At 66.2% G+C, this 11295-nt stretch carries 13 protein-coding genes; 8 read left to right on the top strand and 5 right to left on the bottom strand.

Annotation, left to right across the window (positions count from 1 at the left end; all coding sequences use genetic code 11):
- Positions 1-25: 25 nt before the first annotated feature.
- Positions 26-634: an undecaprenyl diphosphate synthase family protein gene (locus tag ACAH01_RS13105; RefSeq protein WP_170093640.1), complete on the top strand. Its 609-nt coding sequence runs from the start codon at positions 26-28 to the stop codon at positions 632-634.
- Positions 635-963: 329 nt separating this feature from the next.
- Here ACAH01_RS13105 and uppS read toward each other — a convergent pair whose 3' ends face one another.
- A complete protein-coding gene (gene uppS / locus ACAH01_RS13100) occupies positions 964-1878 on the bottom strand; it encodes a polyprenyl diphosphate synthase (RefSeq protein WP_170093641.1) in 915 nt (304 codons plus the stop codon).
- 159 nt (positions 1879-2037) lie between these two features.
- Between uppS and ACAH01_RS13095 the strand changes: the two genes are divergently transcribed.
- From ACAH01_RS13095 to ACAH01_RS13085, 3 genes are all read left to right on the top strand, one after another.
- Positions 2038-2232, top strand: coding sequence for a cold-shock protein (locus ACAH01_RS13095; RefSeq protein ID WP_015762509.1), 195 nt, complete (start codon positions 2038-2040; stop codon positions 2230-2232).
- A 5-nt stretch (positions 2233-2237) separates the two neighbouring features.
- The gene (locus tag ACAH01_RS13090; protein WP_015762510.1) at positions 2238-2432 is read left to right on the top strand and encodes a cold-shock protein; all 195 of its coding nucleotides are present in this window, start codon (positions 2238-2240) and stop codon (positions 2430-2432) included.
- A 186-nt stretch (positions 2433-2618) separates the two neighbouring features.
- Positions 2619-3023, top strand: coding sequence for a DUF5778 family protein (locus ACAH01_RS13085; RefSeq protein ID WP_015762511.1), 405 nt, complete (start codon positions 2619-2621; stop codon positions 3021-3023).
- Here the strand turns inward: ACAH01_RS13085 and ACAH01_RS13080 are convergent.
- Both ACAH01_RS13080 and carA read right to left on the bottom strand, forming a co-directional pair.
- Positions 3004-4743 carry a flippase activity-associated protein Agl23 gene (locus tag ACAH01_RS13080; RefSeq protein WP_372479484.1) on the bottom strand — a complete coding sequence of 580 codons (1740 nt, stop codon included), beginning with the start codon at positions 4741-4743 and terminating at the stop codon, positions 3004-3006. The two genes, ACAH01_RS13085 and ACAH01_RS13080, sit on opposite strands and share 20 nt — an antisense overlap.
- A gap of 158 nt (positions 4744-4901) precedes the next feature.
- The gene (carA, locus tag ACAH01_RS13075; RefSeq protein WP_372479483.1) at positions 4902-5948 is read right to left on the bottom strand and encodes a glutamine-hydrolyzing carbamoyl-phosphate synthase small subunit; all 1047 of its coding nucleotides are present in this window, start codon (positions 5946-5948) and stop codon (positions 4902-4904) included.
- A 102-nt stretch (positions 5949-6050) separates the two neighbouring features.
- On the opposite strand from carA, the gene ACAH01_RS13070 reads away from it, so the two are divergent.
- The 4 genes from ACAH01_RS13070 (at position 6051) to ACAH01_RS13055 (ending at position 9123) form a co-directional block, all read left to right on the top strand.
- Complete coding sequence (locus ACAH01_RS13070) at positions 6051-6464, top strand: Lrp/AsnC family transcriptional regulator (protein ID WP_018257790.1); 414 nt, start codon at positions 6051-6053, stop codon at positions 6462-6464.
- A gap of 209 nt (positions 6465-6673) precedes the next feature.
- Entirely contained in the window at positions 6674-7546 is an 873-nt protein-coding gene (locus ACAH01_RS13065) for a mechanosensitive ion channel family protein (protein ID WP_372479482.1), read from the top strand.
- 49 nt (positions 7547-7595) lie between these two features.
- Complete coding sequence (idi, locus tag ACAH01_RS13060) at positions 7596-8207, top strand: isopentenyl-diphosphate Delta-isomerase (protein WP_372479481.1); 612 nt, start codon at positions 7596-7598, stop codon at positions 8205-8207.
- A gap of 82 nt (positions 8208-8289) precedes the next feature.
- A complete protein-coding gene (locus ACAH01_RS13055; protein WP_372479480.1) occupies positions 8290-9123 on the top strand; it encodes a hypothetical protein in 834 nt (277 codons plus the stop codon).
- 2 nt (positions 9124-9125) lie between these two features.
- Here ACAH01_RS13055 and ACAH01_RS13050 read toward each other — a convergent pair whose 3' ends face one another.
- The gene (locus tag ACAH01_RS13050) at positions 9126-9323 is read right to left on the bottom strand and encodes a hypothetical protein (RefSeq protein ID WP_372479479.1); all 198 of its coding nucleotides are present in this window, start codon (positions 9321-9323) and stop codon (positions 9126-9128) included.
- 180 nt (positions 9324-9503) lie between these two features.
- Positions 9504-11276 carry a histidine kinase N-terminal 7TM domain-containing protein gene (locus ACAH01_RS13045; RefSeq protein ID WP_372479477.1) on the bottom strand — a complete coding sequence of 591 codons (1773 nt, stop codon included), beginning with the start codon at positions 11274-11276 and terminating at the stop codon, positions 9504-9506.
- Between the last annotated feature and the right edge of the window lie 19 nt (positions 11277-11295).

The raw sequence follows: 11295 nt of genomic DNA, 5'->3' as shown, positions 1-11295 counted from the left end.
GCCGGCCGACGCGCTACGGCTCTGCGTGGCCATCTACGACCGGTATCTCGCTGCCCGCCTCCAGCTGAGCGACGCGGCGCTCCCCGAGACAGTCGCCCTCGTCATCACGGAGCGCGATCTGCTCGTCGACGGTGCCTACGAGACTCTGGAGCGGTTCTTCGACCTGGCAGTGCAGTTCGGAGCCGACCGGATCGTCGTCTACGTCAGCGTCCTCGACGAGGGGGTCGTCCCGACGATCGAGTCGGAGTTGCGGACCCTGCGTGCCCCTCGCGAGGTCGCCGTTCGCGGACCCGACGACGACGATCCGGCAGACGCCCCGATCGGCGTCTCGATCGGGCTCGGTGGCAAACACGAGTTCGCCATCGCGGTCCGCTCGATCGCTCAGTCGGTCGACGACGGCGATCTCGCCCCCGACGAGATCGACGAAAGCGTCGTCGAGGAGCAACTGGTCTTCCCGACCGCGCCGGACCTGGTCGTCAAGACCGGGGCCGAACGACTCTCGGATTTCATGATCTGGCAGTCCGTCTACTCCGAGCTGTACTTTACGGACGTGAACTGGCAGAACTTCGGCGAGCGGGACTACCTCCGGGCGCTCAGGGACTACCAGGACCGACAGCGGCGGTTTGGTCGATAGACCAAACGCCGAAGCGCGAGTGAAGCGAGTGTTTCGGAAATTCGGCCGCTGGGCCGAATTACGTCACTGCGCGCGCAGCGAGTCGTCCGTTCGACGTGCGACCGATGAGAACCCACAGAGACTACATCTGTGACTGACGGGGTCTGTCGTGTGTCCGAATCCACACAACAGTCGATCACCGGGTTGAAGCTGATGGTTCTGGGAGTCCAGATAGCCGTTTTCGGCCGCTTCCTCTTTCAGAGTCCGGAAGTGCTGATTCTGGGGGGTGCCCTCACTGTGATCGGTCTGTTCGTCCGGTAAGCAGGTCACCCGTCGTCGCGTGACAGCGATCAGTCCGCGACCACGTCGACATCGTCTTCGACGGCCTCCCGTTCCTGGCGAGTGAGCGCGTCGCGGAAGCGACCGAGGATCCGCCGGGCCTGTGACGCCTCGGGACCGAGAGCCCGGACGAGTGTCAACGCGCGGCGGGCGCGCGTGCGACGCCAGGACGCCGCGCGGTGCTCGTAGGTCCGGATCGCCCGCAGGAAGTCGATCTTCCGGAACTCCGGCCAGTAGGGGGCACAGAAGTAGACCGCGGCCTCGTTGCCCTTCGCGTGCCAGGGGAGGAAATTCGAGGTGCGCTCGTCGCCGCCGGTTCGGACGATCAGGTCGACGTCGCGGGTCGGCCCCTCGTAGAGTCGCCCCTCGATGGTGTCGGCGTCGACGGCGGCGGGGTCGAGGTGCCCGTCGTCGACCGAGCGAGCGATGTCCCGCGTCGCGCCCAGTAGCTCCGCGCGGCCGCCGTAGGCCAGCGCGACGTTGAGGTGGAGTCGATCGTATTCGGCGGTCTGGTCCTCGGCGTAGTCGATGGCGTCCCGTACGCGCTCGGGAAGCATGTCGGTCTCGCCGATGGCGCGGATCCGCACCTCGTTGTCGTGGACGCGGTCGGCGTCGGCGAAGGCCGTGAGCTTCTGTTCGATGAGATCGAAGAGGTGTTCTCGCTGTTCCTTCGGTCGGTCGAAGTTCTCCGTCGAGAACGTGTAGAGCGTCACTTCGTCGATTCCGAGTTCGTCACACCAGTGTAGAAGGGCTTCTGTCGTTTCCGCTCCTTCGGTGTAGCCCTCCGTGGTTTCGGCACCCTGCTCGCGGGCGTAGCGGCGATTGCCGTCCTGAATGACGGCGACGTGACTGGGTGCGTCGGAGAGTTCGCGTTCGAGGAGCCGCTCGTAGGCCGATTGCGCAAGTGCTCGTGCCCGCTGTAGCATCGTGTCATTCGACAAACTCGACGGGCATGAGTTTTGCGATCTGTCGCCCGCCGCGGCCGCTCCGTCGGGCCGTTCGACCGGCCGTCTCGAATCCGTCCCATGAGATCGGTCGGAATAACCGGTGGGTTTTAATAGCAGAACCACCTCTAAACACGTGCAATGGCGACCGGTACGGTTGACTTCTTCAACGACACTGGCGGTTACGGGTTTATCGACACAGAAGACGCCGACGAGGACGTCTTCTTCCACATGGAAGACATCGGCGGTCCTGACCTCGAAGAGGGCCAGGAAGTCGAGTTCGACATCGTGCAAGCGGACAAGGGTCCGCGTGCGGAAAACCTCACCCGGCTGTGATCACAATGGCGCAAGGTACTGTAGACTTCTTCAACGACACGGGCGGTTACGGATTCATCGACACGGAGGACGCTGACGACGACGTGTTCTTCCACATGGAGGACATCGGCGGTCCCGACCTCGAAGAGGGTCAGGAAGTCGAGTTCGACATCGTGCAAGCGGACAAGGGTCCGCGAGCCGAGAACCTGACGCGACTGTAAGCTCACGCTGCAGTCGAGTTCTCCGCTCTCGATCGCGACAGCGACAGCACCGGCCGCCGCTACGTCCGTCCGGCGACCGAAGACGTTCGGGAGCAGCGTGTCTCGAAACGGCCGTAGACGAACGATACGGCGGGGTCGCAACCGCGAATCGTGAGTCGTATTAGTGCCGACAGACGAGTGAGGCGTATGGGCGCGGAGACACTCGACGAAGACCTCTATCGACGCACGAAGGCACTGCTCGAACCCGGCGAGATCGAACTGAACGGTACGATCGTCCACACCGACCTCGACGGGCAAGACGACATCGAGATGATGGAGACGACCCTGGAAGCGGGCAACGTCATCGCCGAGCACGCCGGCCACGACCCGAAAGACACCTACGTCTACTCGGGCAACGACGACGCCGACTTCTCCTCGAACCAGCACCAGGGGCTCACCATCGACGGCGAGGAGTTCGTCTGGGAGTGCCAACAGCTGTTGCGCGATGGGAGCTTCGACATCGTGTTTTACTACGAGGCGAGCGCCGATCAGGCCGCGATCCTCGATGACTTGCGGGACGCGGGGTACGAGGTCACGGGCGTCGAAGGGTAGGCTCCGCCTCGCTCACGTCTTCTCGGACGAAGAACGTCGTCGCCCCGCCAGAGGCACGGAACTGGTAGCTCTCGGCCGTGTATCCCGACAGCCGTGCTTCGAGCGCCGTCGCGTTGTCGCCCCGTGCGACGACGACGGGCGGGCGATCGGCTTCGACGGTCGCCGGGTCAGCTGCGCAGGACGCGTTCAGGTCGTGTTTCGCGAGGTACCACTGTAGGGGCAACAGCTCTCCGAGATCGCCACAGCTTGGCTCCTGTGGACTGACGCCGCGCGGGGCCGCGAGCTCCGAGCCGTAGATCAGCACGTCCGTCCCGTCGGTGTCGGCCTCGGCGGCGGCGGCCAGCACCGGCCGGAAGTCGTCGGTCGGCTGGGCGTACTGGACGAGGTTGTTGTCCGCCGCGGCCGGCGATTCGTAGACGAGCCCACCGGCCGTCACGGCGACCTGGGCAGTGAGGACGAGGAGCAAGACTCCAACCAGCGAGGTCGACACCGTGTCGTCCTCGTCGAAGGTGGTCCGGCCCAGCCGGTAGAGGTACGCCAGCCCGACCGCCGCCGGGATCGCCAGCGGCACCAGCGCGTTGACCGTGATCCAGGCCCCGTAGATGTCGGTCCCCAGCGGGTAGCCGACCACCGAGACGAACCCCCAGTAGCTGGCAAAGAGCACGACGGGACGCGGACGGACCGCGCCGTACCGCTCGATCAGGAACCCGCCGACGGCCAGCACCGACAGCGGCAGAGCAGCCACGAGCAGCGTTTCGAGGAACCGTCCGAGAAAGCAGGCGTAGCCGTCGACGAGGTTGTCCTTGTGACAGCCCGGATCGGAGGTGCCGCCGAACCAGTACTCGAAGCCCTCGGTGAGATCTGCGACCGTGGCGTCGACCACCGCCGGGAGCGAACTCGGGTGTCCGATCGCGTACCAGAGTCCGACGCCGTCCGCGGGGTTGCGCGGCGCGAAGAAGAAGACGACGACCAGTCCGAAGACGGCGACGGCCCCGACGAGGTGGCCGGCGTAGCGACCGACGCCGGCTGGCCCGAGCGATCGCCCACGGGCCACGAGCCGATCCCAGTACCGCTTTGCGAGGTCGAGACCGCGTTCCTCGCCCCGCTCGGCGAAGAAGAGCTGGTCGACGACGAGCGCGGTCGCGCCGACCCAGACGATGGCGTAGACGACGGTGTTCTCCTTGGCCGCGAGCGCGAGCCCGAACAGCGCGGCGACGCCGTAGACGTAGCGGACCCGTCGCGTGTCGTAGGCCCGCACCGCGAGACCGAAGGCGACGAAGACGAAGCCCGCGACCAGCAGCGTGCTCCGGAAGAACCGCGAGTAGTACAGCAAGACCGGATTGGCCGCCAGTACGATCGCCAGCGCGACCACTTCGCTGTCACGGAGGTGGTCCCGAAAGAGCAGCGCCGACAGCGGCAACAGGCCGCCGAAGACGGCGACGGGGAGTCGCATCACGGCGTCGCCGGTCCCGAGCAACTGGAACAGGTAGGCGTCGACGTACTGGACCAGCGGCCCGTGGACGATGTAGCGATAGGAGATCGACCCTGTCTCGGCGTACTCCAGCGCCCAGTAGGCCACTCTCCCCTCGTCGAAGTGTGCGATGCGTCCTCCCAGGTCGACGAGTCGCGCCACCAGCGCCAGCACCGTCACCGCGACCACCCCCGTCAGCGCGGGGTCGGCGCTCACACGCGCCCGCCAGTCGATGTCGCCAGCAACCATTACGGGGGGAGAGAGAGTCCACCGTTAAAGAGATAGCTATCGATCAAAACCGATCTGAAGGACGATCGACCGGTCGCTTATACTGCCGGCTGTATCTTCGTGACGATCTTCGCCACCCCAAAGTGGCGAAATCGTTCACAGAGGTACAGCCGGTCGTATTACTCTTCTGCCAGCGCCAGCACGTCGTCGAAGAAGTCAAGTGAGTCGTTGGGGCCGGGGTTGGCCTCGGGGTGGTACTGGCGGGTGATGATGTCGAGGTCGTCGTTTTCCAGTCCCTCGGGCGTGTCGTCGTTGACGTTGACCTGCGTCACGTCGAGTTTCTCGCCGGGGTCGGCGACCGTGTAGCCGTGGTTCTGGGTGGTCATGACGACCTGTCCGCTGCGCAGGTCACGCACGGGCTGGTTGACGCCGCGGTGGCCGAACTCCATCTTCTCGGTGTCCCCACCCAGGGCGTTGGCGACGACCTGCTGGCCCAGACAGATGCCAGCGAGGGGGACGTCGCCGACCTTCTCGGCGACGAGTTCGTTGGCTTGCTCGAAGTTCACCGGGTCGCCGGGGCCGTTCGAGATAAACAGCACGTCCGGGTCGAGTTCGTCGACCGTCTCCGGAGTCGTGTCGTAGGGCAGGACGTGGACGGTGGCGTCGCGTTCGACCAGCGACGAGACGATCGACCCCTTCGCGCCACAGTCGACGAGCGCGACCGTCGGCCCGTCGCCGGCTCCGTTGTGGGTCTCTGCCTCGTCGACGCTGACCTGTGCGCCGATGTCGGTGTGGTCGGACATGTGCTCACACTGGGCGAGCTGTTCGAGCGCTTCCGCCTCGCTGGCGTCGGGGCCGGCCGAGATACCACACTTCATCGCACCCTCGTCGCGGATCTCCGTGACGACGTCCCGGGTGTCGAGGTGGTCGACGGCCGGGACGCCCTCGCTTTCGAGCCACTCGGCCACGTCGTCGGTCATCTCGCGAGCGACGGCGGCGCGGGGGTGGACTCGATCGGACTCGAATCGCTCTTCGCGGACGCCGTAGTTGCCGATCAGGGGATAGGAGAACGTGAGGACCTGCTCCTCGTAGGACGGGTCGGTCAGACTCTCCTCGTAGCCCGTGTACGCGGTCGTAAATACCAGTTCGCCACGTGCGGTGCCCGGTGCGCGCGAACGTGCCTCGACGACACGCTCACCTTCGATCGCGACGTATGCGTCAGCCATTACGAGATACGTACATAGTTCGGGCTGATAAGGATTGCTTTCGAAGTCGAGTTACGATTTTCGTAATCCTCAAGTAGGGACCGCGACAAGCGTCACATCTCAATGGACGACCTCGACCGCGAGATCATGGGCATCCTCCGGCGGGACTCCCGAACGCCGTACACGGAGATCGCCGACGAGGTGGGAACCTCCGAGGGCACCGTCCGAAACCGCGTCGAGCGGCTGATCGACGAGGGGATCATCGAGCGTTTCACCATCGCTACGCAGACGGGCAACGTCAAAGCGATGATCGAGGTCAGCGTCGACGTCAACGTCGACACGCACGCGGTCACCGACCTCATGGCCGAGTGGCCCGAAGTCGACTTCGTCTGGCAGGTGTCGGGAGAGGAGGACATCGTACTCGTGGTCGACTGCGCCGACACCGGCGGCGTCAACGAACTGATCACACAGGCCCGAGAGCTGGAGGAAGTCGTGAGCACGAAGACGAGGCTGATTCTCGACGAACGGCTCGGATAGTGCCGTTCACTGGAGAATCCGGCGAGATGGGGCTGATTCTCGACGAACGGCTCGGATAGTGCCGTTCACTGGAGCATCCGGCGAGGTGGGGCTGATTCTCGACGAACGGCTCAACCGCGAGCGCGCTGTGAGTGAATGGCAGGTAGGCGGAACCGGACTCGCCGGTGAACCGCGAGAAACCGTCTTTGGGTCCGGGCACACGATCAGGTATGCTCGTCCAGCAACGGTATCTGACGCGGTTGCTCGATCGCTACCTGGAGATCACCCTCCAGGCTGGCGAGTTTCTCGCGGTCGCGGCGACGGTCTACTTCCTCGGGCGACTCGTGCTCCTGTCCGGTGGCGACTGGCTCCTGGCACGGGCGCGAGTCGACCCGACGTTCGAGAGTGCGCTCCGGAGTATCCTCCACCTGCTGGTCGGTGCCGTCGCGGTCCTCGTCGGTGCCGGAGTCGCTGGCTACCGCGGGGAGCTGGCCGGTTCGACGGTACTGGTCGCCGGGATCACGCTCGCGATCGGGCTGGCGGCACAGGACGTGTTGTCGAACTTCGTCGCCGGGGCGTTCATCGTCCAGGATCCGGACCTGAATGTCGGCGACACGATCCGCTGGAACGACACCGAGGGGCTCGTTCGGGACATCGACCTCCGGGTAACGAGGGTCCAGACGCCAGCGAACGCGACCGTTCTGGTCCCCAACTCCGAGCTGGCCACGAGCGCCGTCACGAACCTGACCAGCGAGGACCCGCAGGCGATCGTCCACGAGTTCGGGATCGACTACGACGAGGATGTGGATCGGGCGGGCGACGAAATCGTCGCCGCCGCGGAGCACGTACCGCGCGTCCGGTCGGTCCCGTCCCCGTCGGTCGAGGTAGTCTCGCTGGACGACACCGCGGTCGTCCTGACGGCGACGATCTGGCTCGACCGCGCCGACCGCAGCCAGCGCGCCACCGTCCAGTCCCAGTTTCTCCGGGCGGTCCACGAGCGGTTCCGTGCCGCCGGGATCGACCTGACCGAGACGACCCAGCACGAGCTCTCTGGCGCTGTTCGCCTCGCCGACGGGGACGAAGCCGACGCCTCACGTTCTTGATCCGTCCCGCAACCGAAGCAGCAAAGAGTGCCTGCCGAGAGCCACGGGTATGAGCGACGCAGCCGAAGGGAGTAAGAGCGACTCCGCCGAGACGCCAGACATGAACGACGTGGAACACGAGAACGCGCTCCAGGACGTGATCACCGTCGACGCGAACGACGAGAAACAGGGGACGGCCAACCGTCTCGACGCCCACACGGGCGACGGCATCCGCCACCGCGCGTTCACGGCGCTGTTGTTCGACGAGGAGGGGCGGATTCTGCTGGCCCAGCGTGCCCACGACAAGCGCCTGTGGGACACTCACTGGGACGGCACCGTCGCGTCCCACCCGGTCGAGGGTCAGAGCCAGGAGGAAGCGACCCGCCAGCGCCTCGAAGAGGAACTCGGGATCACGCCCGACCAGTACGACGACCTCCGGGTGACCGACCGCTTCGAGTACAAGCGCTACTACGAGAACGCTGGCGTCGAGTGGGAGGTCTGTGCGGTCCTGCAGGCGACGCTGACCGACACTTCGCTTGACCGGGACCCCGAGGAGGTCGGTGGTCTGCTGTGGGTGCCCTACGAGGACCTCCAGGAGAACCCGAAGTTCTACCGACAGCTCCGCCTGTGTCCGTGGTTCGAGATCGCGATGCGACGAGATAGCGAGGCCGACGGCGAGTAACACGCGGGTCGGACGCGGCCACTCGTCGCGTTGCGAGGAGTGGCCAACGTCGCCCTCTCTCCGAAACAGGTGAACGGAAATCGTGATCGAACACCTCCTGTGGGACTTTCTCCTTCCGCTGGGCCTGATCGCGGCTGTCTTCGTCGCCGTCGAGTATCGGCGCGACTGGCAGATCGCCCGCTACCTGTTCGAAGACCGAGGACGGGCGGTCGTCTACGGGACAGTCGGGGCGATCGTCGTCGTCGGCATCGGGACGACGTACGTCCTCGGGGACCCGGCGGCGGCCCCACACTACGCCGGTCTCGATACGTTCCACCTCGCCTGGACGCTCTTTCTCGTCGGTGCCGGAGCGACTGCGTACGGCGGTCGACAGTATCGGCTGGCGACGGCGATCCACGCAGCCGACGAGGTGACGCCCGCCAGGGTCCCCGCCAGCGGCCACGTACTCGTCGACGGTGTGGCAGAACCCTGTCGAGACGGACAGGTCGTTTCGGCGTCGGACGGGGGCCCGGCGCTGGTCGTCCAGCGCGGCGAGTGTCCCGGATTCGGTGCCGTAGAAGAGCAGGTGGCGTCGGCTCGGGGACAGGCACTGGTCGCCACAGAGCGGCGTGCGGTCCCGTTCGATCTCACCGGGTCGGACGGGGCCGTCCGAGTCGACCCGACCGACGCGAGTCCCGGATTCCTCACCGGCCGAGTCGACGGTGACGAGATAGAGCGCGTGCTCGCACCCGGCGACACCGTCACCGTGTTCGGTCGTGCTGCGGGGAGCGACTCTCTGGAAGCCGTCGTCCTCGCCGAACGAGGTCCCGAGGCGCTGTGCCAGTTCGCGCGAAACAGTCGCCGGCTGATACACGTCGGACTCCCGCTCGCCGTGGTCGGGTACGTCGGGATGGTGCTCGCCGCCGGGATTCCGTGAACTCAGGACACCTCGTAGCTGTGGCCGTCGCTCTGTGGCGGTGCGCCCATCCCGAGCAGGCGACACTCCCCGTCGGCGTCGGCGGCGACGTGCGCGCGGTGGGGACTACCCGGTTCGGCGACGAAGAACTGGCCGGGATCGACGCGGTAGGTCCGCAGGCCGATGTGATCGAAGTCTGTGGCTTCGCTGACGTACTTCATCTCTGATACTACCGGCTGTACATCTGTGACCGATTTCGCCACCCCCGGGGTGGCGAAGCTCGTCACGAAGTGACAGCCGGCAGTATGAGGGGCGGTCCGGTTCCGGGTCGAGGTCGGCCGGGTCGACGATGTGGTAGCCCATGGGTTCGCGACAGTGCGACCGGACAAAAGTCCGTGGGATCACCGCGATTCGGTCACACCACGCGTCTCGTCGTCGGCCCGCGGCAGTCGGACGGTGACGGTCGTCCCGTCCTCGACGGCGAAGTCGATCGTGCCGCCGTAGCCACGCACGACCCACGTCACGAGCCAGAGTCCGACCCCGGACGCGTGGTGCAGCGCCGTCTCCTCGCCGCTGGTCACCGCACCGATCTCAGCCTCGTCGATCCCTGGCCCGTCGTCGATCACGTCGAGACGGACCTGTCGATCGGCGACGTTCTCGGCGACGCGCACCGTGACGGTCGGTGCGTCGCCACCGTGGCGGAGGGCGTTATCGAGGAGTTCTTCGAGCGCGGTCCACAGCGACGAACCGGCCGTGACGGTGAGCGGTTCGGGACAGTCGACGGTGACCGTTCCGTCCGGAAACCGTGGTTCAACGTCGCGAACCACGGCGTCGAGCTCTGAGCACAACTCGATCGGCGATCGCTCGTCGCGTTCGACCGCGTCGGCGATCTGACCGATCTTGTCGCTGGTCGCCACGAGATCGTCGGTCGTCGACGTGATCCGGTCGATCCGGTCGTGTTCTTCACCCGAGACGGCCGCTCCGAGCAGCTCGGCGTTCCCCCGAACGACGTTCAGGTCGTTGCGGAGATTGTGCCGCAGGAGCCGGTTGAGCACGTCGAGTTGCTGCTCTCGCTGTCGGCGCTCGGTCACGTCGCGGAGGCTGACGACCTGCCCCGAGAGGACGCCGTAGGCGCGGGACAGTCCGGCAATGCGAACGTCGTAGTACCTGACTTCCCCCTCGCTCTCCAGGGGCAGTTCGAGCCGCCCCTCCGTGGGTGTGTCGGGCAGCGCTGTGGCCAGATCGGGGAGCACCGTCGCGAGTGTGTTCCCGAGCACGTCGTCGCGCGATCCCTCGAACAGCGTCTCGGCCGCACGGTTGGCGTCGACGATCCGACCCTCGCCGTCGAGGATCAACACCCGATCGTTCATCTCGGCGAGGACGACTTCGCGACCGATCTCTCTGGTCACCGGCCCGATGTCGAACAGTTCGCGCTGGAGTATGCCCACCGCGAGGACGATGCCGGCGGCGACGTAGCCAAGGCTCGACGGGTCGAACCCCGAGGTGACGACGTCGAGGGCGTCGAGGACGAACAGCGCGTGGACGATCATCGGGACGGCAATCGCGCCCAGCAGCGCAGTGCTCTGCCAGCGGTGGAGGCGATTCGACCGAACGAGGAGACGCCCGAGCAACACGCCGCCGCCGACGACCAGCGCCAGCGAGTACGCCAGATGTGCCCAGAAGGCGATTCCGTAGGTCGGTGCGAAGACGCTCGTGTTCCCGAAGACGGTCGTTCCCGTCGACTGCCAGACCAGCGCGTGGCGACGTGCCGTCACGACGAGGACCGTAACGAGCAGCGGCTCTACCAGCAGCCCCGCCAGCCGACGACGGGTGAGCCACTCCGCTCTGCCGGTGTATTCGAGCACGGTCACCAGCCAGGCCAGCGGGATGACCGTCGAGAGGATCAACTCCGCCTGTGCGAGCGCACGCATCTCTCCGAACCCGGCGGCCGCAAGCTCTAGCCCTTCGGCCATCGACCACAGGCTGGCCGTGGTGACGAACACGGCCAGCGGCGGCGCACCGGGACGATCCCGGTGGAGCCACACCAGGAACGCGACGCCCATCCCGACGACTGCGGCGGTCAACACCAGCAGCAGCGACACCGGCTCGGAGCCGACGAGCAGTCTCGACTGGCCGTCGGCGGTCGACAGCAGCCCCGTTCCGAGCCGGATCATCCGCTCTCGTCTTTGTCAG

This window comes from Halomicrobium sp. HM KBTZ05 (assembly GCF_041530035.1).
Lineage (GTDB): Archaea > Halobacteriota > Halobacteria > Halobacteriales > Haloarculaceae > Halomicrobium.
The sequence above is the reverse complement of the archived record's forward strand: the minus strand, read 5'-3'. Positions and strand labels throughout refer to the sequence as shown.

Coding starts and splice junctions, on each gene's coding strand:
- uppS (WP_170093641.1), bottom strand. CDS start 1,878: ATGCTACAGCGGGCACGAGCACTTGCGCAATCGGCCTACGAGCGGCTC.
- ACAH01_RS13095 (WP_015762509.1), top strand. CDS start 2,038: ATGGCGACCGGTACGGTTGACTTCTTCAACGACACTGGCGGTTACGGG.
- ACAH01_RS13090 (WP_015762510.1), top strand. CDS start 2,238: ATGGCGCAAGGTACTGTAGACTTCTTCAACGACACGGGCGGTTACGGA.
- ACAH01_RS13085 (WP_015762511.1), top strand. CDS start 2,619: ATGGGCGCGGAGACACTCGACGAAGACCTCTATCGACGCACGAAGGCA.
- ACAH01_RS13080 (WP_372479484.1), bottom strand. CDS start 4,743: ATGGTTGCTGGCGACATCGACTGGCGGGCGCGTGTGAGCGCCGACCCC.
- carA (WP_372479483.1), bottom strand. CDS start 5,948: ATGGCTGACGCATACGTCGCGATCGAAGGTGAGCGTGTCGTCGAGGCA.
- ACAH01_RS13070 (WP_018257790.1), top strand. CDS start 6,051: ATGGACGACCTCGACCGCGAGATCATGGGCATCCTCCGGCGGGACTCC.
- ACAH01_RS13065 (WP_372479482.1), top strand. CDS start 6,674: ATGCTCGTCCAGCAACGGTATCTGACGCGGTTGCTCGATCGCTACCTG.
- idi (WP_372479481.1), top strand. CDS start 7,596: ATGAGCGACGCAGCCGAAGGGAGTAAGAGCGACTCCGCCGAGACGCCA.
- ACAH01_RS13050 (WP_372479479.1), bottom strand. CDS start 9,323: ATGAAGTACGTCAGCGAAGCCACAGACTTCGATCACATCGGCCTGCGG.
- ACAH01_RS13045 (WP_372479477.1), bottom strand. CDS start 11,276: ATGATCCGGCTCGGAACGGGGCTGCTGTCGACCGCCGACGGCCAGTCG.